Origin of the sequence: Kocuria sp. HSID17590 (genome assembly GCF_003989485.1) — a bacterium.
GTDB classification, from domain to species: Bacteria; Actinomycetota; Actinomycetes; order Actinomycetales; family Micrococcaceae; genus Kocuria; species Kocuria salsicia.
Window position 1 is genome coordinate 57,767 of sequence record NZ_RBMB01000004.1, and the last position, 23,953, is coordinate 81,719.

Annotated in this window: 17 protein-coding genes; 5 read left to right on the forward strand and 12 right to left on the reverse strand. The window is 69.9% G+C overall.

The features are described from left to right. Window positions 1–21: 21 nt before the first annotated feature. The 7 genes from rapZ to D8M39_RS02025 form a co-directional block, all read right to left on the reverse strand. Window positions 22–939: an RNase adapter RapZ gene (rapZ, locus tag D8M39_RS01995; RefSeq protein WP_094394039.1), complete on the reverse strand. Its 918-nt coding sequence runs from the start codon at window positions 937–939 to the stop codon at window positions 22–24. Between the two features lie 63 nt (window positions 940–1,002). Beyond that, window positions 1,003–3,069: an excinuclease ABC subunit UvrC gene (uvrC, locus tag D8M39_RS02000; protein WP_055084725.1), complete on the reverse strand. Its 2,067-nt coding sequence runs from the start codon at window positions 3,067–3,069 to the stop codon at window positions 1,003–1,005. Then, window positions 3,062–3,751, reverse strand: coding sequence for a 1-acyl-sn-glycerol-3-phosphate acyltransferase (locus D8M39_RS02005; protein ID WP_055084727.1), 690 nt, complete (start codon window positions 3,749–3,751; stop codon window positions 3,062–3,064). The genes uvrC and D8M39_RS02005 overlap by 8 nt, the downstream gene beginning before the upstream one ends. A gap of 12 nt (window positions 3,752–3,763) precedes the next feature. Beyond that, on the reverse strand, window positions 3,764–4,483 hold the full coding sequence (locus tag D8M39_RS02010) for an HAD hydrolase-like protein (protein WP_232300301.1): 720 nt from the start codon (window positions 4,481–4,483) through the stop codon (window positions 3,764–3,766). Next, window positions 4,480–7,470 carry an excinuclease ABC subunit UvrA gene (gene uvrA / locus D8M39_RS02015; RefSeq protein ID WP_126874302.1) on the reverse strand — a complete coding sequence of 997 codons (2,991 nt, stop codon included), beginning with the start codon at window positions 7,468–7,470 and terminating at the stop codon, window positions 4,480–4,482. The genes D8M39_RS02010 and uvrA overlap by 4 nt, the downstream gene beginning before the upstream one ends. Before the next feature lie 88 nt (window positions 7,471–7,558). Beyond that, complete coding sequence (locus D8M39_RS02020; RefSeq protein WP_126874275.1) at window positions 7,559–9,478, reverse strand: MDR family MFS transporter; 1,920 nt, start codon at window positions 9,476–9,478, stop codon at window positions 7,559–7,561. Next, a complete protein-coding gene (locus tag D8M39_RS02025; protein ID WP_238693916.1) occupies window positions 9,475–10,119 on the reverse strand; it encodes a MarR family winged helix-turn-helix transcriptional regulator in 645 nt (214 codons plus the stop codon). The genes D8M39_RS02020 and D8M39_RS02025 overlap by 4 nt, the downstream gene beginning before the upstream one ends. 87 nt (window positions 10,120–10,206) lie before the next feature. Between D8M39_RS02025 and D8M39_RS02030 the strand changes: the two genes are divergently transcribed. The 5 genes from D8M39_RS02030 (at window position 10,207) to D8M39_RS02050 (ending at window position 15,703) form a co-directional block, all read left to right on the forward strand. Continuing rightward, on the forward strand, window positions 10,207–10,863 hold the full coding sequence (locus D8M39_RS02030) for an MBL fold metallo-hydrolase (RefSeq protein WP_126874276.1): 657 nt from the start codon (window positions 10,207–10,209) through the stop codon (window positions 10,861–10,863). Then, window positions 10,857–11,864, forward strand: a complete 1,008-nt coding sequence (locus D8M39_RS02035) for a bile acid:sodium symporter family protein (RefSeq protein ID WP_371413728.1) — start codon at window positions 10,857–10,859, stop codon at window positions 11,862–11,864. The genes D8M39_RS02030 and D8M39_RS02035 overlap by 7 nt, the downstream gene beginning before the upstream one ends. 53 nt (window positions 11,865–11,917) lie before the next feature. Beyond that, window positions 11,918–14,530, forward strand: coding sequence for an RNA helicase (locus tag D8M39_RS02040; RefSeq protein ID WP_126874278.1), 2,613 nt, complete (start codon window positions 11,918–11,920; stop codon window positions 14,528–14,530). 79 nt (window positions 14,531–14,609) lie between these two features. Beyond that, window positions 14,610–15,206: a hypothetical protein gene (locus tag D8M39_RS02045; protein WP_055084737.1), complete on the forward strand. Its 597-nt coding sequence runs from the start codon at window positions 14,610–14,612 to the stop codon at window positions 15,204–15,206. Continuing rightward, window positions 15,203–15,703: a hypothetical protein gene (locus D8M39_RS02050; RefSeq protein ID WP_055084739.1), complete on the forward strand. Its 501-nt coding sequence runs from the start codon at window positions 15,203–15,205 to the stop codon at window positions 15,701–15,703. The genes D8M39_RS02045 and D8M39_RS02050 overlap by 4 nt, the downstream gene beginning before the upstream one ends. Before the next feature lie 135 nt (window positions 15,704–15,838). Here D8M39_RS02050 and D8M39_RS02055 read toward each other — a convergent pair whose 3' ends face one another. The 5 genes from D8M39_RS02055 to D8M39_RS02075 all read right to left on the reverse strand — a co-directional run bounded on the left by D8M39_RS02055 (window position 15,839) and on the right by D8M39_RS02075 (window position 23,895). Then, window positions 15,839–17,077, reverse strand: a complete 1,239-nt coding sequence (locus D8M39_RS02055) for a TerC family protein (protein ID WP_055084741.1) — start codon at window positions 17,075–17,077, stop codon at window positions 15,839–15,841. Between the two features lie 201 nt (window positions 17,078–17,278). Further along, entirely contained in the window at window positions 17,279–18,499 is a 1,221-nt protein-coding gene (locus D8M39_RS02060) for a TerC family protein (RefSeq protein ID WP_094394045.1), read from the reverse strand. 105 nt (window positions 18,500–18,604) lie between these two features. After that, on the reverse strand, window positions 18,605–20,752 hold the full coding sequence (uvrB, locus tag D8M39_RS02065) for an excinuclease ABC subunit UvrB (RefSeq protein ID WP_055084745.1): 2,148 nt from the start codon (window positions 20,750–20,752) through the stop codon (window positions 18,605–18,607). A 160-nt stretch (window positions 20,753–20,912) separates the two neighbouring features. Beyond that, on the reverse strand, window positions 20,913–21,536 hold the full coding sequence (gene coaE, locus D8M39_RS02070; protein WP_238693917.1) for a dephospho-CoA kinase: 624 nt from the start codon (window positions 21,534–21,536) through the stop codon (window positions 20,913–20,915). Continuing rightward, window positions 21,502–23,895, reverse strand: coding sequence for a dephospho-CoA kinase (locus D8M39_RS02075; RefSeq protein ID WP_126874279.1), 2,394 nt, complete (start codon window positions 23,893–23,895; stop codon window positions 21,502–21,504). Before D8M39_RS02075 ends, coaE begins: the two co-directional genes overlap by 35 nt. Window positions 23,896–23,953 lie beyond the last annotated feature (58 nt).

Sequence of the window (23,953 nt, forward strand, 5' to 3'; positions counted from 1 at the left end):
CCGTCATGTCAGGGGGCGGGACTACTCGCGGCCCATGTCCCGGTGCTGGATGTTCACGGTCACCCGCGGCGACTTGCCGAGCCGCCGGGCGACCTCCTCGGTGATCGCGACCGAGCGGTGCTTGCCGCCCGTGCAGCCGATGGCGATGGTCGCGTAGTGCTTGCTCTCGGTGCGGTAGCCCGCGAAGACCGGCTCGAGCATGGCCACGAAGCGGTCCACGAAGGTCTGGGCACCCTCGTTGCCGAAGACGTAGTCCCGCACCTCGGGGTCCTTGCCCGTGCGGGGGCGCAGGGCGGGGACCCAGTGCGGGTTGGGGATGAACCGCACGTCCGCCACGAAGTTGGCGTCCGCGGGCACCCCGTACTTGAAGCCGAAGCTCATCACGGTCAGGCGCAGCACCACGGGCCCGCTCGTGGAGAACATGTCTGCCACGGCCCGGGTCAGGGCATGCACGTTGAACGAGGAGGTGTCCAGCACCGAGTCCGCGGTCTCGCGCAGGTCCTTCAGCAGCTCCCGCTCGGCCCTGATCCCGTCCAGGATCCGCCCTCCGCCCTGCAGGGGGTGGGGCCGGCGCTGGTGCTCGTAGCGCGAGACCAGCACCTCGTCCGACGCCTCGAGGTAGAGCACCGAGAACTCGACGCCGGAGGTCTCCAGCGCGGCCAGGGTCTCCTTCATGTCGTTGAACAGGGCCTTGCCGCGCACGTCGATCACCACGGCCAGCTTGGGCAGGGTCTGCGGGGTGCGGGACGCCAGGTCCGCGAGGGTGCCGAGCATCTGCGGCGGCAGGTTGTCCACCACGTACCAGCCCAGGTCCTCCAGCGCGTTCGCGGCCGTGGACCGGCCCGCACCCGACATCCCGGTGACGATGAGCAGCTCCGACGTGGGGGGCTTCACCGGCTCCAGCGCGGGGGGTGCGGCATCCGGGGGTGGGGTGCTCATGGGGTGAAGGACCGCCTGATCTGCCGACTGCAAGGTTCCCCTCCAGGGTAGACCAGTTTCACGTCAGCCGAGCAGCTCCCCGGTCTCCGTATCGATCACGGGCTCGCGCACGGCGGACTCCCGGCTGCCCAGGGCCTCTGCGACCTTCACCGCCAGCGCGGGGCCGAAGCCGTTGACCTCGAGGATCTCCTCCGCGGAGGCCGCCCGCAGCTTCTTGACCGAGCCGAAGTGCTTGAGCAGCGCCTTCTGCTTGGCCGGGCCCAGCCCGGGGATCTCGTCCAGGGCGGAGACCGTCATGGCCTTGGAGCGCTTCTGCCGGTGGAAGGTGATCGCAAAGCGGTGGGCCTCGTCCCGGACCCGCTGCATCAGGAACAGTCCCTCGGAGGCGCGCGGCAGGATCACGGGGAACTCGTCATCTGGGACCCAGACCTCCTCCAGGCGCTTGGCCAGGCCCACCACGTGCACGTCCGTGACCCCGAGGTCGCCCAGTGCCTGCTGGGCGGCGGCCACCTGGGGCGGGCCGCCGTCCACGATCACGAGGTTGGGCGGGTAGGCGAACGCGCGCGACGTCGCGTCCTCCGTGTCCGCCTCGACCTCCCCCGTGCTCACGCCCTTCTCCTCGGCGCGGCGCTGCTGCTCCACGTGGCGGGAGAACCGGCGGTGGATCACGTCGTACATGGAGGCGGTGTCGTCCCGGGCGGCGTCACCGGTGATCGAGAACTTGCGGTACTCGGACTTGCGGGGCAGTCCGTCCTCGAACACGACCATGGACGCGACAACATTGGTGCCCTGGACGTGGGAGATGTCGTAGCACTCGATGCGCATGAGCGCGTCCGGCAGCCCGAGCGCCTCCTGCAGCTGCTGCAGCGACGCGGAGCGGGTGGTGAGGTCTCCCGCGCGGCGGGACTTGTGCAGCGCCAGTGCCTGCCGGGCGTTCTCCGCCACGGTCTCCAGCAGCTGCGCCTTCTCCCCCCGCTGGGGCCGCTGGATGCTCACGTGCGAGCCGCGCAGCTCGCTCAGCCACCCGCGCAGCTCGTCCGTCTCGTCCGGCTCCGCGGACACGTAGACGGTGCGCGGGATGGTGTCCTGGCGGTAGGCGAGCTCGGAGGTCCTGCGGTGCTGGCCCACCACGTCCTCGCTGCCCTGGGCGGCACTCCTGCGCCGGGTCCGGGCGGGCTGCGCGAGCCCGGACTGCGCCTCCCCGTAGACCTGCTGCAGCAGGTTGGTCATCAGCTCGGCGGTCGTCACGTCCTCGACCTTCTCCGTGACCCACCCGCGCTGGCCACGGATGCGCCCGCCGCGCACGTAGAACACCTGCACGGCGGCCTCGAGCTCGTCCTCGGCGATCGCGAAGAAGTCCGCGTCCGTGCTGTCCGGCAGAACCACCGTGTTGCGCTCGAACGCGCGCTCCAGGGCGGCGACGTCGTCCCGCCGGGCCGCGGCCGTCTCGAAGTCCATGCGCTCGGCGGCCTCGTTCATCTGGCGCGTCAGCTCGCGGATGTACGGCTTGGCGTGCCCGGCCATGAACCGGCAGAGGTCGTCAGCGAGCTCCCGGTGGTCCTCCCGGGAGATCTCCCCCACGCAGGGTGCGGAGCACTTGTCGATGTAGCCCAGCAGGCACGGCCGGCCGCTGCGCTCGGCCCGCTGGAACACGCCCTTGGTGCACGTGCGCACGGGGAACACCCGCAGCAGCGCGTCCAGGGTGTCGCGGATGGCCCACGCCTGGGAGTAGGGGCCGAAGTAGCGGTTGCCCGGCTTCTTCTCCCCCCGGGTGACCATGGCGCGCGGGACGTCCTCGGACATCGTCACGGCCAGGTACGGGTAGGACTTGTCGTCCCGGTAGGCGATGTTGAACCGCGGCGCGAACTCCTTGATCCACGTGTACTCGAGCTGCAGGGACTCGAACTCGGAGCCCACCACGGTCCACTGCACCGCGGCGGCCGTGGTCACCATGGCCCGCGTCTTGGGCGCGAGCTGGTTCAGCGGCGCGAAGTACGAGGACAGGCGGTTGCGCAGGTTCTTGGCCTTGCCCACGTAGATGACGCGGCCGTGCTCGTCCCGGAAGCGGTAGACGCCCGGATTGGTGGGGATGTCCTGTCGTGCCGGCCTGTAGCTTGCCGGATCAGCCATTCCCCAGGTCCCTCTGCGCCGACGGCGACACGTTGTAGACGTCCTTGCGGGGCTGGCCCGAGAGCCCGGCGATGGTGTCCATCACCTGCGCCACGAGCTCCTTGCGCATGCGACCGGTCTGGCGCATGCCGGCGGCGGGCACGGTGATGGGCTCCCCCGCGTGCATCTCGAACTTGGCGGGGCGGATCATCGTGGCCCCCGGGGGCTGCAGCCGCTGGGTGCCGATCATGCCAACCGGCACCACGGGAGCGCCCGTGAGCAGGGCGAGGTAGGCGACGCCGGAGTGGCCCCGGTAGAGGTAGCCGTCCCGGGAGCGGGTGCCCTCCGGGTAGATCCCGAAGACCCGGCCCTGCTGCAGGTGCTCGACCGCCGGCTGCAGCGCGGCCACGGACTCGCTCTGCAGCCCGCGGGCCACCGGGATGATGTCGATGAACTCGAAGGCCTGACGCATCAGGCGGCCCTTGATCCCCGGGCTGTTCACGTACTCGGCCTTCGCGATGAACTTCACGCGGCGCGGCATGAACGCGGAGATGATGACCGAGTCCAGGAAGGTGAGGTGGTTGGAGGCGATGATGACGGGCCCCGTCTCGGGGAGCCGGTCCACGCCCGTGATCACCGGTCGGCAAAGCAGCTTGAGGGTCCGGGCCACCGTGGCCTTGGTCACGTCGTACTTGGTGATCATCGCTCGCGCTCCCTACTGCTCCGTGTATGGCAGGAGCAAGTGTGCCAAATCACCGGGCTCGCGGGCGAGTGCGGCACATTCGCCCTCCAGCTCGCCGGGCTGAGCGAAGCCCCACAGCGCGCCCACGCAGTCGATGCCGTGGCTGCGTGCGCCGTCCGCGTCGTAGCTGCGGTCCCCCACCATGACCGTGCGGGTGGGGTCGGGGGGCAGCGCCCCGAGCCTGCGCAGGGCCTCGCCGATGATCGCGGGCTTGTCGTGCAGGGGTCCGGGCGCGTTCGCGGCACCGGGGCCGTTCCCCGCACCCGCACCGGGACCGGCGAGGTCGTCCGCAGCGCCGGAGACGGTCTCGAAGTACCCGGCGAGGTCGAAGCGCTCGACCACGGTGGTCGCGATGCGCTCGGGCTTCTGCGTGGCGACGGCCTGCCGCACGCCCCGCTGCGCGAGGGTGTCGAGCACCTCCCGGATCCCGGGGTAGAGGCGCGTGCGCTCGAGGCCCTCGGTGAGGTAGCCGGCCCGGTAGACGGAGACCACCTGTCGGATCTGATCCTCCGGGACGTCGGTGTAGCGCCGCAGGGACTCCCCGATGGGCGGTCCGACGAAGCGTTCGAGGTTCTCCGGGACGTCGAACCCACACGTCCACAGCGCCTCCGCGATGCCGTCCGTGATGGCCCCGGCGGGGTCCAGGACGGTGCCGTCCAGGTCCCACAGCACCACGGGCCGCTGCGGGCTCACGCCCGCTCCCCCGACGTCGCCATCTCCCGCGTGGCCGGCTCGCCCGCCTCGTGGGCGGCTTCCCTCGCGGCGGAGCTCTCGAGCACCTCGCGCAGGAACTGGCCCGTGTAGCTGTCCTCGTTGCGGGCCACCTGCTCCGGGGTCCCCTCGGCCACGACCGTGCCACCGCCCGAGCCGCCGTTGGGGCCGAGGTCCACGATCCAGTCCGCGGACTTCACGACGTCCAGGTTGTGCTCGATGGTCATGACGCTGTTGCCCTTGTCCACGAGGCTCTGCAGCACCATCAGCAGCTTGCGGATGTCCTCGAAGTGCAGACCCGTGGTGGGCTCGTCCAGGACGTAGATGGTGCGCCCGTTGGAGCGCTTCTGCAGCTCCGCGGCGAGCTTCACGCGCTGGGCCTCGCCACCGGAGAGGGTGGTGGCCGGCTGGCCCAGGCGCACGTAGCCCAGGCCCACCTCCACGAGGGTGTTGAGGTAGCGCGCGATCGCGGTGAACGGGGCGAAGAACTCGGCCGCCTCCTCGATGGGCATGTCCAGCACCTCGGCGATGTTCTTGCCCTTGTAGTGCACCTCGAGGGTCTCGCGGTTGTAGCGGGCCCCCTTGCACACCTCGCACGGAACGTAGACGTCCGGCAGGAAGTTCATCTCGATCTTCAGCGTGCCGTCACCGGAGCACGCCTCGCAGCGCCCGCCCTTGACGTTGAACGAGAACCGGCCCTGCTGGTAGCCGCGGACCTTGGCCTCCTGGGTCTCCGCGAAGAGCTTGCGGATCCTGTCGAAGACCCCCGTGTACGTGGCGGGGTTGGAGCGCGGGGTGCGCCCGATGGGGCTCTGGTCCACGTGCACCACCTTGTCCAGGTGCTCCAGCCCGTCGATGCGCCGGTGGCGACCCGGCACCTGCTTGGCGCCGTTGAGCTGGTTGGCCAGGCTCGTGTAGAGGATGTCGTTGACCAGGGTGGACTTCCCGGAGCCGGAGACGCCCGTGACGGCCACGAAGACCCCCAGGGGGAAGTCCACCGTGAGGTTCTGCAGGTTGTTCTCGCGCGCCCCGACCACCGTCAGCTTGCGCTTGGGGTCGACCGGGCGGCGCTTCCGTGGCACCTCGATGAGCCTGCGCCCGGTGAGGTAGTCCGCGGTGATGGACTCCCGGTTGTGCAGCAGCTCGTCGTAGGTGCCCGAGTGCACCACGTCACCGCCGTGCACTCCGGCGCCGGGTCCCACGTCCACGACCCAGTCGGCCTCGCGCATGGTGTCCTCGTCGTGCTCCACCACGATGAGCGTGTTGCCCATGTCCCGCAGCCGCAGCAGGGTGTCGATCAGGCGTCGGTTGTCCCGCTGGTGCAGGCCGATGGACGGCTCGTCCAGGACGTAGAGCACGCCCACGAGCCCGGCGCCGATCTGCGTGGCCAGCCGGATCCGCTGGGCCTCGCCGCCGGAGAGGGTGGCTGCGGCGCGCTCCAGGTTGAGGTAGTCCAGCCCGACGTCGATCAGGAACGTCAGGCGCGCCACGATCTCCTTGAGCACCTGGTCGCCGATCTTCGCCTCGCGGCTGTCCAGCTCCAGCTGCTCGAAGAAGGTCAGGGAGTCCCGCATGGGCAGCCGGGTGGCCTCCGCGATGTTCTTCCCGCCCACGGTCACGCCGAGGATCGTGGGGTTCAGCCGCGCTCCCCCGCACTCGGGGCAGGCCACCTGCCGCATGTACTGCTCGTAGCGGTCCTTGGCGTGGTCCGACTCGGTCTCCTCGTGCTTGCGCTTGATGTAGCCGAAGACCCCCTCGAAGCCCTGGGTGTAGCGCCGCTCGCGGCCCCACCTGTTCTTGTAGGCCACGGTGACCTTGTAGTCCTTGCCGTGCAGGATCGCCTTGCGCGCCTTGGTCGGAAGGTCCTTCCACGGCGTGACGAGGTCGAAGCCGACCTCCTCGCCGAGCCCGGCGAGCAGCCGGTTCCAGTAGTCGCTCGTGGCCTTGCCGAGGGACCACGGCGCAATGGCACCCTCCACGAGGGAGAGGTCCGGGTTCGGGACCACGAGGTCCTCGTCCACCTCGAGCCGCGAGCCGATGCCGTCGCACTCGGGGCACGCGCCGAAGGGCGCGTTGAAGGAGAAGGAGCGGGGTTCGATCTCGTCCGTCTGCAGCGGGTGCTCGTTGGGGCACGCGAGGTGCTCGGAGAACGTGCGCCGGGCATCCGCCCACGGGGACTCCTCCCCCTCACGGGTCACGAGCTCCACGACCACGCGCCCGGAGGCCAGGTTCAGGGCGGTCTCCACGGAGTCCGTGAGCCGCTGCCGGGCGTCCGGCTTGGCCGTCAGACGGTCCACCACGACGTCGATGGTGTGCTTGTACTGCTTCTTCAGCTTGGGCGCGTCCTCCAGCTGGACGGTCTCGCCGTCCACGACGGCGCGCGCGTAGCCCTGCTGGCTCAGCTGCTGGAACAGGTCCTGGAACTCGCCCTTGCGGCCCTTGACCACGGGGGCCAGCACCATGAAGCGGGTGCGTTCGGGCAGCTCGAGCAGCTGGTCCACGATCTGCTGCGGGGTCTGCTTGGTGATGGGCTCCCCGCACACGGGGCAGTGCGGGTGGCCGATGCGCGCCCACAGCAGACGCATGTAGTCGTAGATCTCGGTGATGGTGCCCACCGTGGAGCGCGGGTTGCGGGAGGTCGACTTCTGGTCGATGGACACCGCCGGGGAGAGCCCCTCGATGAAGTCCACGTCCGGCTTGTCCACCCGCCCGAGGAACATGCGCGCGTAGGAGGACAGGGACTCGACGTAGCGCCGCTGGCCCTCCGCGAAGATGGTGTCGAAGGCGAGCGAGGACTTCCCGGACCCGGACAGGCCGGTGAACACGACCATGGAGTCCCGCGGGATGGTGAGGTCCACGTTCTTCAGGTTGTGCTCGCGCGCCCCCTGCACCACGATCTCCGTGAGGTCCGAGACCCCGGAGGCACGGGTCTTCGGTGCGTGCTCGTGTGCCGTGCGCTCGGCGAGCACGGACGTGGACTGGGCATCGGATGAAGGGGTTCGCTCTGACACGGCTGCAACTCTAGTCGCTGCCTCCGACACTCTTGGCGGCCCCGCGTCAGGCGCGGTGGCGGCCGCGCCCGGACGAGCCCTGCTCAGGCGACCCGTGATCCGGGAACCCGTGATCGGGCGCCCCGCGCTCAGGGGACCCCGCCCGCCCGTCCGGCTGCGCGGCGTCGTCGTCGGCACTGCTGGCCACCGCAGCGGAACCCGAGGGGCCCGTCGTCGCGGGAGCCGCCGCGTGCGAACCGCGGGGCGACAGGGCCTCCTCACCCCGGCGCTCGTGGGCGGAGCGGCGCAGGCCGGAGGCGCGCGCGTCGACCACGGGGATCTGCCCCGTCTCCGCGTGCTGCATGCGCAGCCCGGCGGCCGCAACCGGGTCCATGCGGCGCTGGACCACCGTGATCTGCCCGGTCTCCGGGTCCACCTCCGCCACGTCCACCGTGGCCCGCAGCGGGACCTCCACCATGAGCAGCACGCACGCCAGGGTGACCAGGGACGCGATGCCCGCCACCAGGAAGAGCAGACCGGTGCCCGTGCCGTAGGCCTCGCGAATGGCCTCGAGGACGGCGGGCGGCAGGCCCGCGAGGTCCATCGAGGCGGCGTCCGGCGTGGCGGAGGAGTCCATGCCGTGCTCGGCGGCGAAGGCCGACATCTGCGTGGAGAGGTGGCGGGTCAGCAGCACACCGAAGAGCGAGACGGCCACGGCGCCGCCCACGGTGCGGAAGAAGGCCACGGCCGAGGACGCCGCGCCCATGTCCTTGAGCCCCACGGTGTTCTGCACCGCGAGCACGAGGTTCTGGTTCAGGGTGCCCACGCCCAGGCCGACGAGGCAGATGAAGACGCCCACCAGCCACGCGGGCGTGGCGTGGTTCAGCTGCGAGGCGAGGAACAGGCCCGTGGAGAGCACCACGCCGCCCACGATCAGCACGCGCTTCCACCGGCCGAAGCGGGTGATCAGCTGCCCCGCGACCATGGACCCCAGGAACGAGCCGACCACCTGCGGGAGCATGAGCAGGCCGGACTCGGTGGGCGTGTAGCCCTGGCCGAGCTGGAAGTACTGGCCCAGGTAGGTGGTGGAGGCGAACATGGCACCGCCGGTGGCGATCGCGGCGATGATCGCGAGCACGGTGGTGCGCTCCGTGATCACGTTCAGCGGCATGGTGGGCTCGCTCGCGCGCCGCTCCACGGCCACGAACGCCACGGTGCCGAGCACGGTCACCACGATCAGCGCGATCGACTGCCACGACCCCCACTCGAAGAGCTTGCCCGCGAAGGAGACCCACAGCAGCAGCCCGGAGGTGGCCACCGCGAGCAGCGCCATGCCCAGCACGTCCACCTTGGGTGTCTGCTCGCGCCGGACCTCCGGCACGCGCAGCGTGCGCACGATCAGCACCGCCGCGAGGACGGACAGCGGCACGGGGATCAGGAAGCACCAGCGCCAGCCGAAGGCGTCCACGATCAGCCCGCCCAGCAGCGGCCCCACGGACGTGGCCACGGCCATCACGGCCCCCATGTACCCCGCGTAGCGCCCCCGCTCGCGCGGGGCGATGATCGCTCCCAGGATGGTCTGGGACAGCGCCGTGAGACCTCCCATGCCCACGCCCTGGATCACGCGGGCCACCACGAGCATGGTGATCGAGCCCGCGAGACCCGCGACCGCCGAGCCGACCACGAAGATGGCGATGGCGCCCAGCAGCAGCTTCTTCTTGTCGAAGAGGTCGGCCAGCTTGCCCCACACCGGGGTGGTGACGGCGTTGGCGAGCAGCGTGCCCGTGACCGTCCACGACAGCGCGGTCTGGTCCCCGCCGAGGTCCGCCATGATCACGGGCAGGGCGGTGCCGATGATGGTCAGGGTGACCATCGCCATGAAGAACGCGGCGAGGATTCCGGTCAACGCCCGCAGGACGTCGCGGTGCTCCTGGTCGGGGGTGCGGGCGGCCCGTGCGGGGCGGCCCGGGTCCTGGGTGGCTGTCACGAGCGGGTCTCCTCTTCGCGCTCCGGGGTCACCGGTGCGGCGGGTTGCGGGGGTGGGGTGTGGTAGTTCGTCTCCCGGACAGCGGGCGGTGTGCTCTCCCGGCCAGTGCCCAGCGACCGCGTCAGAAGGTCCGTGAGACGGGACAGGTCCTCGCGGGTGCGGTGCGTCTGGGCCTCGTCCAGCCCGGCCAGCCGGGCGGCGAGGTGTTCGGCGTCCTGGCGCAGGTGCGCCTCCAGCGCCCGGCGACCGGTCTCCGTGATGTCCACGATCTGGGCGCGGCCGTCCTGCGGGTCCTGCGCGCGGGCCACGTGGCCCATCTGCTCCAGGGCCGCGAGGTGCCGGCTCATCCCGGACGCCCCCAGGCTGGACTCGGCCACCAGGTCCTTCGCGCGGCGACCGGGCTGGCACGAGAGGAACGTGAGGACGTCGACCTGCGACGTCGACAGCTCCCGGTGCGCCGCCGTCTCCTTGAGCACCCGGCGGGTGGCCCGCTGCAGCTCGAACAGGTCGCGGACGAGCTCCTCGGCGGTCTCGCGGGACAGGGGCACGGGCACCTCCCGGGCGGGGTCGGAGGGCACACGGGTGCCACGGAAAAATATTTGTTTCACGCAACTATATGGTGCGACGCGTGCCGCGTCCACGGGGACGGTGTTGGATCCGCCACACCGCGCGCGTCGCAGGGCCGGGACCGTTCGCCCGCAACGGGGCTGCGGCCTAGACTCTCTGCCATGATCGCCACCCAGACAGAGGTCACGGAGCTCACCGACATCACGATTCGGCGCATCTCCGTGAGTGACATGGACAACAACGTGTACCTGCTGACCTCCAAGGCGGAGGGCACGCAGGTGCTCATCGACGCCGCGGACAACGCCCGCGCCATCGCCGGGATGGTCGCCGCGGGCTCGGGTGACTGCTCAGACTGGGCCAACCTCCAGCTGATCGTCACCACGCACTCGCACTGGGACCACGTGCGGGCGCTGGAGGAGGTGGCCACGCACTCGGAGGCCATGACGGCGTGCGGCGCGGCGGACGAGAACGACATCGCGGTGCCCATGGACCTCACCTTCGAGAACGGGGACACCGCCGAGCTGGACGGCTTCGAGCTGGAGGTTATCGAGCTGCGCGGGCACACCCCCGGTTCCATCGCGCTCGTCTACCGGGACCCGCACGGCCCCGCCCACATCTTCACCGGCGACTCGCTCTTCCCGGGTGGTCTCGGCAAGACGGACTCCCCCGAGGCGTTCCGGCAGCTCTACGCGGACGTCACGCAGCGGATCTTCGACCGCTTCGACGACGACACTGTGATCCACCCCGGCCACGGCGCCCCCACAACCCTCGGCGCGGAGCGGCCGCACCTGCGGGAGTGGGAAGAGCGCGGCTGGTGAGCACCCCCTCGCCCCGCGCCGAGGCCGGTTCCGCCGACGACGCCGCGGGGCCCGGTACCGCGGACCGCGCCGCCTACGTGGCGGTGCTCGTGTTCCCCGTCCTCGTGCTGGCCGGTGGACTCGCGGGGTACCTTTTCGCGCCCACCGTGCACCAGGCCGCACCCTGGACCAACACCCTGCTGGGGCTCGTGATGTTCGGGATGGGCCTGACCCTGCGCCCCGCTGACTTCGCGCTCGTGGCAAAGCGCCCCGTTCCCATCGCGGTGGGCGTGCTCGCGCAGTACGTGGTGATGCCCGGGGTCGCCGTGCTGGTCTCGTGGCTGATGCAGCTGCCGCCGGAGATCGCAGCCGGCGTGATCCTCGTGGGCTGCGCCCCGGGCGGCACGGCGTCGAACGTGGTCTCGTACCTGGCTCGCGGTGACGTGGCCGTGTCCGTGACCATGACTTCGATCTCCACCCTGCTCGCTCCCCTGCTCACGCCACTGCTGACGCTGTGGCTCGCGGGTGCGTACATGCCCCTCGACGGCGCCGCCATGGCCCGCTCGATCGCGATGGTCGTGCTGCTGCCCGTGGTGCTCGGGCTGGTGGTCCGCCTCGCCCTGCCCCGCGTGGTCTCCCGCCTGCTCCCGGTGCTGCCGTGGTTCTCCGTGGTGGTGATCGCCGCCATCGTGGCCATCGTGGTCTCCGGGTCGGCGGACAAGATCGTGCAGGCGGGGCTGCTCGTGCTCGCGGCCGTCGCCGTGCACAACGTGCTCGGGCTGCTCCTCGGCTGGGCGGTGGGACGGGTGACGGGCCAGCCCGCGCCGGTGCGGCGCACCACCGCCATCGAGGTGGGCATGCAGAACTCGGGTCTCGCAGCCGGTCTCGCCGCGCAGTACATGTCCCCGGTGGCCGCCCTGCCCGGTGCCGTGTTCTCCGTGTGGCACAACCTCTCGGGCGCGGTCTTCGCGCTGCTGTGCCGCCGGGTGGACGCCCGCGCGGCCGCACGCCGCTCGGCGTAACGGCTGGAGCGACGTCGTTCTGCGTGTCCGGGGCGCCCGATAGGCTGACGGGGATGAAACTCCTCGACTCCCTGGCCCCCGATCTCTCCGCACCCGGTCACCACTACCTGCGGGGCGACTTCGCGTCCAACCCGCTGGACGAGGACGAGGTCTACGAGGGCTTCCTCGGCTGGATCGCGTCGCGGGACATGGAGCTGTACCCCGCCCAGGACGAGGCCGTGCTGGAGGTGGCCAACGGGTCCAACGTGATCCTGGCGACCCCCACGGGCTCGGGGAAGTCCACCGTGGCCGTGGCCGCGCACTTCGCGGGGCTCGCCCGCGGGCAGCGCTCGTACTACACGGCACCCATCAAGGCACTCGTGTCCGAGAAGTTCTTCGACCTCTGCGAGATCTTCGGCGCGGAGAACGTGGGCATGGTCACCGGCGACTCCGCCGTGAACCAGGACGCCCCCATCGTGTGCTGCACCGCGGAGATCCTCGCCAACGTGGCGCTGCGCGAGGGCCCGGACGCGGACCTCGGCGTGGTGGTCATGGACGAGTTCCACTTCTACGCGGATCCCCAGCGCGGGTGGGCGTGGCAGGCCCCGCTCATCGAGCTGCCCCAGGCCCAGTTGCTGCTCATGAGCGCGACCCTCGGGGACGTCTCCCGCATCGAGCAGCGGCTGGAGGAGACCACCGGGCGCGCCACGGCGCTCGTGACCTCCACCGAGCGGCCTATCCCCCTGCACTACTACTACTCCGAGCGCCCGATCCACGAGGAGCTCGAGGAGCTGCTCACCACCCACCAGGCCCCCGTCTACGTGGTGCACTTCTCCCAGCTGCAGGCCGCGGAGCAGGCGCAGAACCTGATGTCCGTGGACGTGCTGAGCAAGGACGAGAAGCAGCGGGTCGCGGAGCTGATCAAGGACTTCCGGTTCTCGGCGGGATTCGGCAAGACGCTGAACCGGCTCGTGCGCCACGGCATCGGCGTGCACCACGCGGGCATGCTGCCCAAGTACCGCCGGCTCGTGGAGCAGCTCGCCCAGACCGGCCTGCTCAAGGTCATCTGCGGCACGGACACCCTGGGCGTGGGCATCAACGTGCCCATCCGAACGGTGCTGATCACGGCGCTGTCCAAGTACGACGGCCGCCGCACCCGCCGCCTGAGCGCGCGCGAGTTCCACCAGATCGCCGGCCGTGCCGGCCGTGCCGGGTACGACACCGCCGGAACCGTGGTGGTCCAGGCCCCGGAGCACGTGATCGAGAACGAGCGGGCCATGGCCAAGGCACGGGCCAAGCACGGGGACGACCAGAAGAAGCTGCGCCAGGTGCCCAAGAAGAAGGCGCCCGAGGGGTTCGTGTCCTGGAGCCGCAAGACCTTCGACCACCTGGTGGAGGCCACGCCCGAGCAGCTCACCTCGTCCTTCGACGTCACCCACTCCATGGTGCTGAACATGCTCCAGCGCCCCGGGGACAACATCACCGCGGGCTACCGGCTGCTCACCAGCGTGGACGAGCCCCGGGCACGCCAGCGCGCGCTCTTGCGCCAGGGCCTCGCCATCCTCAAGGAGCTGCTGCGCGCCGGGGTGGTCGTGCGGCTGCCCGAGCCGGACGAGACGGGGCGTCGCTACCGGCTCACCGTGGAGCTGCAGGAGAACTTCGCGCTCAACCAGCCGCTGTCCCCGTTCGCCCTCGCGGCCCTGGGACTGCTGGACCCGGAGTCCGAGACGTACGCGCTCGACGTCGTCTCCGTCATCGAGGCCACCCTCGAGAAGCCGCGGCAAGTACTGAACCTGCAGGAGAAGAAGGTCAAGGGCGAGGCGCTGGCCGCCATGAAGGCCGAGGGCCTCGAGTACATGGAGCGGATGCGCGAGCTCGACGAGATCACCTACCCGCAGCCGCTGAAGGAGCTGCTGGACCAGGCGTTCGAGACCTACCGGAATTCCGCGCCGTGGGTCTCCCAGTTCGAGCTCTCCCCCAAGTCGATCGTGCGGGACATGTACGAGCGCGCCATGACGTTCGGGGACTACGTGCAGTTCTACGGTCTGGCCCGTTCCGAGGGCATCCTGCTGCGCTACCTCTCGGACGCCTACAAGGCCCTGCGCCAGACGGTGCCCGTGGACGCGAGCACCGAGGCGCTCACGGACCTCGTGGAGTGGCTCGGCGAGAGCATCCGCCAGACCGACAACTCCCTGCTGGACGAGTGGGAGAAGCTCGCCTCCGGCGTGGAGCCCCCGTCCGGGACCAGCGCGGACTCGCTCGAGGAGCTCGTGGCGGAGCAGCCCGAGGGCGTCACGTCCAACGCGCGGGCCTTCCGGGTCATGGTGCGCAACGCCCTGTTCCAGCGCGTGGAGCTCTTCGCTCAGGAAAAGGACAAGGTCCTGGGTGCGCTCGACGAGAAGACCGGGTGGGACCGGGACCGCTGGGCGGACGCCATGGACGCCTACTTCGACGAGTACGAGGACATCTACACGGACGCCCAGTCCCGCGGACCGGCACTGATCCGCATCGACGAGAACCCCGAGGGTCTCGCGGGCTTCTGGACGGTCACCCAGGTCTTCGACGACCCCGACGGCCACCACGACTGGGGCATCAACGCGCGCATCGACCTCGCGGCCTCGGACGAGGACGGCTTCCCCGCTGTCCTCGTGGACAACGTGGGCAACGTGGCGGAGACGGGCCGATGACGCGCTGCCGCTGATATGCAATTCTGAACGCATATCATGCTGTCATGCACCGCTGAATGCATAGAGCAGAGGAGGCACCGTGTTCGTCCTGACGATCGACCGTCGCGCATCGCGCCGTGACGGTTCGGCGCTGGAGATCTCCGCGCTGCGCGACGAGGTGCAGCGCGCCCTCCCCCGCCCGGTGCTCGGCTGGGACGTGAGCGCCGGGGACGAGCTCCAGGCCCTGTACGACGACGCCGCGGCCGTCCTGAGCGCTCTGCTGCACCTCGCGGACCCGGCCCGGTGGCACGTGGGCCTGGGCATCGGACCCGTGGACCTGCCCCTGGGCGACTCCGTGCGGGAGTCCACGGGCCCGGCGTTCGTCGCCGCGCGTGACGCGGTGACCCGCGCGAAGGACCACGGTGCCCCGGTGGTGCGAGGCAACGAGTGGGCTGAGCGGGCGGGAACCGTCCTGGACCTCGTGTGCGCCGTCCGGGCCCGACGGACGGATGCCGGGGCCCGGGCCGCCGCCCTGGCCGACGACGGGCAGACCCAGCAGCAGATGGCCGACTCCCTGGGGATCGCCCAGTCCTCGGTGTCCCGACGACTCGCCGCCGCACTGTGGCACGAGGAGCACACGGTGCGGGAGACGCTCGTGGCTCTGCTGGACCTCGCCGATCAGGGGCGGGACGCATGACGGCGCTGCGCCCCCTGACCACCGTTGTGCTGCCGTTCGTGCTCGTGGCGGTCACGGCGGTGTGGACGTGGCTGGCCGGCACCGCACCGGGGGTGTGGACCTTTCCCGCCCTTCTCGTGGCCGGCACCCTGTCCGGGGATCCCGTGGTCCGCGCGGTCTTCTCCTTCGCGGACGTCTCCGACGAGCGCCCCGCGCCCGAGGTGAGCCCCTGGACCGAGTCCGAGGCGGTGGCCGACCCCGTGGACCCGCCCCTGCGCGGCGGCCTGGTGATCGGCGCCCTCGAGCGCGCGGCGGCCATCGTCTCGCTCATGACCGGCATGGTGGCGGGGATCGCCGTGATCGTGGCCGTCAAGGGCCTGGCGCGCTACGGCGAGTTCACGAATGCCCAGCAGCGTGAGCAGTTCATCATCGGCACGCTCGTCTCCCTGCTCTGGGCGGCCCTGTTCGCCGGTGCCGCCCTGTGGTGCACGACGCCGCCCGGGCCGTTCGGCGCCTGACGCCACCTTCCCCCGCCCACGAACCGTCCGACGTCGCACGGCCACGAGGCGTCGCAGGAAGGCCATGCCTCAACGGCCTGCGCAGCGCCTGTCGAAACCCTGCTCGCGGAACGGCTCGCGCGGCGTCGTCGTGCCTCAGCCCTCGGTGCGGAGATCCGGGGAGGGTGTGCTGACCCGGCCGGTCTCCGCGAACTCGCGGTGCTGGCCGCGCGCGGTCTCCAGCATCGTGCGGAAGCGGGCCCGCGACTCGATCAGCTCGTCCTTGTGCTTCTCCGAGATCCGAGGGAAGTGCGCGTGCGCCTCGGCGATCTGCTGCGCGAGGGCGTTGCGCTCCTCGGCCGGGGCGTCCGCGGGCAGTGCCAGATAGCGCTCCGTGAGGTCCTGGGTGCGCTGGATCGTGCGCAGCGCCCGGCCCTTGGGGCTGTAGAGCGACACCAGCACGGTAACCACGAGCACCGAGATGATGACGGCGAGAGACGCCCCGATGCCGATTTCGACGACGGGCACGTGGGCGCCGTCGTTGATGAAGGGCAGCGTGTTCTCGTGCAGCGCGTGCAGGACGAGCTTCACGCCGATGAACGCCAGGATGAGCGAGAGCCCCCACGAGAGGTAGATGAGCCGGTCCAGCAGCCCGTCGATCAGGAAGTACAGCTGGCGCAGGCCCATGAGCGAGAACGCGGTGGCCGTGAAGACGATGTAGGGCTCCTGGGTGAGCCCGAAGATCGCGGGGATCGAGTCGAGTGCGAAGAGGATGTCCGTGCCGCCGATGGCCACCATGACCAGCAGCATGGGCGTCAGGGCACGCTTGCCGTGGTGGACGGTGAAGAGCTTGTCGCCGTCGTAGTAGTCGGTGGTGTGGAAGACCTTCCGGGCCAGGCGCACCACGATGTTGTTGGCGTCGTCCTCCTTGCCCTCGCCGATCTCTCCCTTGATGAGGTTGCCGGCCGTGAGGATGAGGATCAGGCCGAAGAGGTAGAACACCCACGAGAACGCGTTGATCGCCGCGGCACCCACGAAGATGAACACGGTGCGGGCAACGAGTGCGAAGACGATGCCGAAGAGCAGCACCTTCTGCTGGTCCGCGCGGGGCACGGCGAACGAGCCCATGATGATGAGGAACACGAAGAGGTTGTCCACGGACAGCGCCTTCTCCGTGATGTAGCCGCCGTAGTACTCGGCCATCAGGGTGGGACCGTCCAGCCACAGGATCACCAGGCCGAAGAACAGCGCGATCCCCACGTAGACCGCGGACCAGATGGCCGCTTCCCTGATGGTGGGCTCGTGCGCCTTGCGGACGTGGAAGACGAAGTCGTAGGCCAGCAGGCCGAGGATCAGGGCAATCGTGATGCCCCACTGGAGGGAGGTGATCTCCACGGGGAGTCTCCTTGCGGGTCGAGAAACCACACAAGTCTCTCCCCCACGCCCGTGCTGTCCGGTGCAACAACCGCAGTGCGCGGTGCGGCGTGGTCCGTGCCCGGCCCGGCGATGGCGCCGGACGTACTGACGGGCACGAAAGGTGAGGGATACTCCCTTGCTTGCCGTCGATCATACCGGAGCCGCCGCCCGGCCGCGTGGTCAGTTCTGCGCGCGACCCTTTGCGTCCGCGATGCGCTGCTCCCGCAGACCGTGAGCCCGCTCGAGGAGGTCGTGGTAGCGGGTCTCGGACTCGATGAGCTCGTCCCGGTACTTCGCCTTCACGTTCGGCAGCTGCGCGCGGTACTTGTTCATCTTCTCGGCCGCCTTGGTGCGCTCCTCCACCGGAGCGCTCTCCGGGGTGTCGAGGTAGCGCTCAGCCCACAGCTGAGCACCGTTGATGATCCGCACGGCGCGGCCCTTGGGGCTGTAGAGCGAGGCGAGGACGGTCAGCACCAGGACCCCGATGATGACGGCGAGCGAGAACCCGGTGGTCACCTCCACCACGTGCACGGGCTCACCCCCGTTGATGAAGGACAGGGTGTTCTCGTGCAGCGCGTGCAGGATGAGCTTCACGCCGATGAACCCGAGAATGATCGCCAGACCCCAGGAGAGGTAGATGAGGCGGTCCAGCAGCCCGTCGATCAGGAAGTACAGCTGACGCAGGCCCATGAGCGAGAACGCGGTGGCCGTGAAGACGATGTACGTCTCCTGGGTGAGCCCGAAGATCGCGGGGATGGAGTCGAGCGCGAACATGATGTCGGTGAGCCCGATGGCCACCATGACCAGCAGCATGGGGGTCATCATGCGCTTGCCGTCCACCTCGGTGAACAGCTTGTCCCCGTCGTACTCGTCCGTGGTCTTCAGGAAGCGCTTGGCCAGGCGCACCATGACGTTGTTGGCGCCGTCCTCCTCGTCCGCGTCCGTGACCTCACCCTTGACCAGGTTGCCCGCGGTGTAGATGAGGAAGATGCCGAACACGTAGAACAGCGCGGACCAGCGGTTGATGGCCGCCGCCCCCACGAAGATGAACAGGGTCCGGGCGATCAGCGCCACCACGATGCCGAACAGCAGCACCTTCTGCTGGTCCGCCCGCGGCACCTTGAAGGACGCCATGATGATGAGGAACACGAAGAGGTTGTCCACGGACAGCGCCTGCTCCGTGATGAACCCGGCGTAGTACTCGGCGGCGAAGCCCGGCCCGTCCCAGATCAGCACGATCAGCCCGAAGAGCAGCGCGAGGGACACGTAGAGGCTCGTCCACAGCGCCGCTTCCTTGATGGTGGGCTCGTGCGGCTTGCGCGCGTGGAAGATGAAGTCGTAGGCGAGCAGCCCCAGGATCACGGCGATGGTGATCCCCCACTGCAGTCCGGAAATCTCCACGAGTACCCCTTAGGCGAGAGTGATGCTGGGAGCAGCCCGTGAACGGACCACACAGGTGTGGAAGTTTACCCGACCACGGCACTGGCCGGAGTGGCCCGCCGCAGGTCAGGCGTGCCCGGCGTCCTTCATGCGGCGCAGCTCCTTCTTGAGGTCCGCGATCTCGTCCCGCAGCCGCCCGGCGAGCTCGAACTTCAGCTCCGCCGCGGCGTTGCGCATCTGCTCGCTGAGCTCCTCGATGAGCTGGACGAGATCCTCCGCCGGGGCCGCGGCCACGCCGTCCCGCAGCAGCTTGGACTCTGCCGCCGCTGCAGCCTGGTCCTTGCCGGGGGCCTTGCCCCGAGTGGCGCCCTCCTTGCCCTTGACCGGCGCGGTGTGGTTGTTCGCGGCGGAGCGCTGGGCCAGCAGGGTGCGGGTGTCCTCGTCCTCGCGGGCCAGCTGGTCCGTGATGTCCGCGATCTTCTTGCGCAGGGGCTGCGGGTCGATCCCGTGCTCCTTGTTGTACGCCACCTGGATCTCCCGGCGGCGGTTGGTCTCCTCGATAGCCACGTCCATGGAGCGGGTGATCTTGTCCGCGTACATGTGGACCTCGCCCGAGACGTTGCGGGCGGCACGGCCGATGGTCTGGATCAGCGACGTGGTGGAGCGCAGGAAGCCCTCCTTGTCCGCGTCGAGGATCGCCACCAGGGACACCTCCGGCAGATCCAGGCCCTCTCGCAGCAGGTTGATGCCCACGAGGACGTCGAACGTGCCCATGCGCAGGTCCCGCAGCAGCTCCACGCGCTTGAGGGTGTCCACGTCCGAGTGCAGATACTGCACGCGCACCCCGTGCTCCATGAGGTACTCGGTGAGGTCCTCCGCCATGCGCTTCGTCAGGGTGGTCACGAGCACGCGCTCGTTGCGCTCCACCCGCAGCTCGATCTGCTCCAGGAGGTCGTCGATCTGACCCTTGGTGGGCTTCACGATCACCTGGGGATCAACGAGCCCGGTGGGGCGGATGATCTGCTCCACCACCGAGTCCACCTTGGACATCTCGTACGGGCCCGGCGTGGCGGACATGTACATGGTCTGCCCGATGCGCTCCAGGAACTCGTCCCACTTCAGGGGCCGGTTGTCCATGGCTGAGGGCAGCCGGAAGCCGTGCTCCACCAGGGTGCGCTTGCGGGACATGTCTCCCTCGTACATGCCGCCGATCTGCGGCACGGTCACGTGGGACTCGTCGATGATGAGCATGAAGTCGTCCGGGAAGTAGTCCAGCAGACAGTGCGGGGCGGAGCCGCGGGGACGGCCGTCGATGTGCAGGGAGTAGTTCTCGATGCCGTTGCAGTAGCCCATCTGCTCCATCATCTCGAGGTCGTACTGCGTGCGCATGCGCAGCCGCTGGGCCTCCACGAGCTTGTTCTGCGACTCCAGCTCCTGCAGCCGCTCCTGGAGCTCCTTCTGGATGGACTCGATGGCCACCGCCATGCGCTCGGCACCGGCCACGTAGTGCGAGGCGGGGAAGACGTACATCTCCTGCTCCTCGTTCACGATCTCGCCGGTGAGCGGGTGCAGCGTGTAGATGGCCTCAATCTCGTCCCCGAAGAACTCGATGCGCAGCGCCATCTCCTCGTACATGGGGATGATCTCCACGGTGTCCCCGCGCACGCGGAACGTGCCGCGGTGGAAGTCCACGTCGTTGCGCACGTACTGCATGTTCACGAACTGGCGCAGCAGGGCGTCCCGGTCCATCTCCTGGCCCACGGCCAGGGTGACCATCTGCTTGACGTACTCCTCCGGGGTGCCCAGGCCGTAGATGCAGGAGACGGTGGAGACCACCACGGTGTCCCGGCGGGTGAGCAGGGAGTTCGTGGCGGAGTGGCGCAGCCGTTCGACCTCCTCGTTGACGGAGGAGTCCTTCTCGATGAAGGTGTCCGTCTGCGGGACGTACGCCTCCGGCTGGTAGTAGTCGTAGTAGGAGACGAAGTACTCGACGGCGTTGTTGGGCAGCAGCTCCCGCAGCTCGTTCGCGAGCTGCGCGGCGAGCGTCTTGTTCTGCACGAGCAGCAGCGTGGGCCGTTGCACGGCCTCGATCAACCACGCGGCGGTGGCGGACTTGCCCGTTCCCGTGGCGCCCATGAGCACCACGTCCTTCTCGCCGCCCTGGATGCGTTCGGCGAGCTCGGCGATGGCCTTGGGCTGGTCACCGGCGGGCTGGAACTCGGAGACGACCTCGAAGGGGGCGACCACGCGGTTGATCTTCTGGGCGAGCGACATGGCATCAGGGTACGCGCAGGCTCAGACACGACGACGCCGCCCGCGCACCGCCACACGTCACCGCGCGTTCCGCAGGCCGAGCCTGCGCCGGCCCCGGCTGATGCCCTGCCGACCGGGACACTCCCCGCGTGCACGGGGACGGTGTCTCCACGGGGTCGGTTCAGGCCACCTCACGGTTCCACCACTCGTCCACCTGTGCCTCCAGCTCCGCGATGCTCCCGGAGTTCGCGAGCACGGTGGTGGCCACGGCCCGGCGGTCCTCGTCCGAGGCCTGGGCCGCGATCCGGCGTCGGGCGTCCTGCTCGGCCATTCCCCGGTCCTCGACCATGCGCCGGACGCGCTCGGCCTCCGGCGCCTCGACCACCAGCACACGGTCCATCTGCTCGTGCTGACCGGTCTCCACGAGCAGGGGGATGTCGTGGACCACGATCCCTCCCGGGGGGACGTCCGAGAGCAGCCGGGCCGTCTGGGCGCGCACGAGCGGGTGCATGATCCCGTTGAGCGCCTCGAGCTGCGCCGGGTCCCCGAAGACGATCCCGGCCAGCGCGGCGCGGTCCAGGGCGCCGTCGTCGCGGACCACGGACGGGCCGAAGTGCTCGAGAACCGCCTCGTAGCCCGCCGCACCCGGTTCCTGCAGCTCGCGGGCAATCGCGTCCGCGTCCACGACGAGCGCGCCGTGCTCGGCGAGCCGGCGCGAGACCGTGGACTTCCCCGAGGCGATCCCCCCGGTCAGCCCCACGCGCAGCACGTCAGTGCGATCCGGTCTCGTGAACAGTTCCCTCATGGTCGTGGCCTTCCTCGGTGCTCTCGTGGTCCAGGACGGGCAGGATCTGATCCTGCCAGATCTCGCGGACCTGGTCGCGGACGTGCTCGACGTCCCCATCGTTGACGATCACGCGGTCGGCGACGTCGCGGGTCTCCCCGTCCGAGGGGGCCTGGTCCACGAGGTCCCACGCGACGTCGGCCGCCACGCCCTCCGTGCGGCGCAGCCGCTGCACGCGCTCCTCCGCGGGCGCCTCCACGGCGACCACGAGGTCGAACCGGTCCCGCTGCTCCGCTTCCAGGGGGTCCCGGACCACCTGGACCATCACGCGGTCGGTGCCCGCCTCGCGCGCCCGCCGCCGCGCACTCTCGCGCATCTCGGGCATGAGCAGCTCGTGGGCCCGGGCCCGCGCCGTCTCGTTGCGGGCCATGAGCTCGTCCAGCGCGGCGGCGACGTCCTCCGCGGGGGCGTCCGCCGCCGTGGGCAGCTGCTCCCCGAAGATCCGCTCGACCTCCGCCCGCGTGGGGGTCCCGGGCTCGAGCAGCTGCTGCCACATCTGCGCGCTGTCCAGGACCGCGGCGCCGAGCTCCTCGAACGCGCGGGCCGCGGTCCGCTTGCCCGACGACGCACCGCCCGTGAGCGCGAGCTGGTAGACCGGGCGCCCCTCCTGCTCACGCTGCCAGTGCCACGTGCGCGGCTGGTGGGTGTCGTTCTCCGGCTCGGTGCCCACCTCGTACTCCGGGCGGATCACGTACTCCGAGACGGCCGCGCCGTCCTCCTGGGCGCGCCGGTGGTACTCCTCCGCGGGCAGCACACGCTTCCACTGCCGCGTGCGCATCGGCCGGGCGGTGCCCGCGTCCTGGCGCAGCGCCTGCAGGAGCATGACCGCCTGGAGCACCTCGAGCAGCATCACGGGAGCGCCGATCACGATGATGACCTCCTGCAGCGCGTTGAGCCCGTTCTCCCCCGACGTCGCGATGATCGCCGTGCAGACGGCACCCACCGCGAGCGTCCAGAAGATCCGCTGCCGCCGCGGCCCCTCGTCCTCGTGGCCGTTCGCCATCGCGTCCATCACCAGGGCTCCGGAGTCGATGGAGGTGATGAAGAACACCGTGATCACGATCAGCGCCACGAAGGCCGTGACGGCGAACCACGGCATGGTCTGCAGGAACTGGAACAGGGCGGCCTCCGGGTTGCCCTGCGTGACGATCGTCTCCGTGAGCGTCCCCCGGGTCCCGGGTGCGCGGTCGATCCGGATGGCGTTGTAGCCGTAGATCGCCATCCACACGACCACGAACGCCGAGGGCACCCCGAGCACCCCCACCACGAACTCGCGGATGGTGCGCCCGCGGGAGATCTTGGCCACGAACATCCCCACGAACGGGGCCCACGTGACGGTCCAGGCCCAGTAGAACACCGTCCAGTCCCCTGACCAGGTCCCACCCCCGTAGGTGTCGTTGAAGAACGCCAGGGTGGGCAGCTGCTGGGCGTAGCCGCCCACGGACTCCACGATCGCGCGCATCGTGTCCATGGAGGCGCCCGCCATCAGCACGAAGAGCAGCAGGGCCACGGCCAGCACGATGTTCGCGTAGGACAGCCGCTTGACGCCCTTCTCCATGCCCGCGAGCACGGAGGCCAGGCCCACCGCCGTGATCACGGCAATGATCGCCGCCTGGATCCACCCCGCCATGGGGATCCCGTACACGTACGTCAGACCGCTGTTGATCTGCAGCGCACCCAGCCCCACGGAGACCCCCAGGCCGAACACCGTGGCGACGATGGACAGGACGTCGATCGCCTTGCCCCACGGCCCGTGGATCCCGTCCCCGAGCAGCGGGTGGAACGCGGAGGAGACCCGCGGCGGAAGCTTGCGCTTGTACGTGAAGTACCCGAACGCCAGTCCGGGCACCGCGAGGATCGCCCACATGTGCACACCGAAGTGGAAGTTCGCGATGTTCAGCGCCTCCACCGCCGCGCGGTCGGACTCCGGGTCCGTGCCGTACATGGGCGGGTTCGCGTAGTGGTTGATCGGCTCCGCCACGCCCCAGAACATCAGCACGGCACCCACCCCGGCCGCGAAGAGCATGCCGAACCAGGTGAGACCCGAGTAGGCCGGCTGGGAGTCGTCGTCGCCGATCTTCACGCGGCCGTAGCGGCTCAGCGCAAGGCCCACAGCGAAGATGACCAGTGCCGTGACGCTGAACGTGTAGAACCAGCCGGTGCGGTAGCGCAGCACGTGGGCGATGCCCCCGAAGAATCCCTGCACCGGCCCCGGGAAGAGGCTCATGGCCGCGGTGAACACCACGATGAGCGCCGCGGAGACGAAGAAGATCGAGGGCGTGGTGCGCAGGCCGAGTCGGTCGTGGAGACGGTGGAGCACAGAGTGGCCCTTCGGCTGGGGGACGGGGTCGCACGGTCCGGTCCCGCGACCGGCCGCA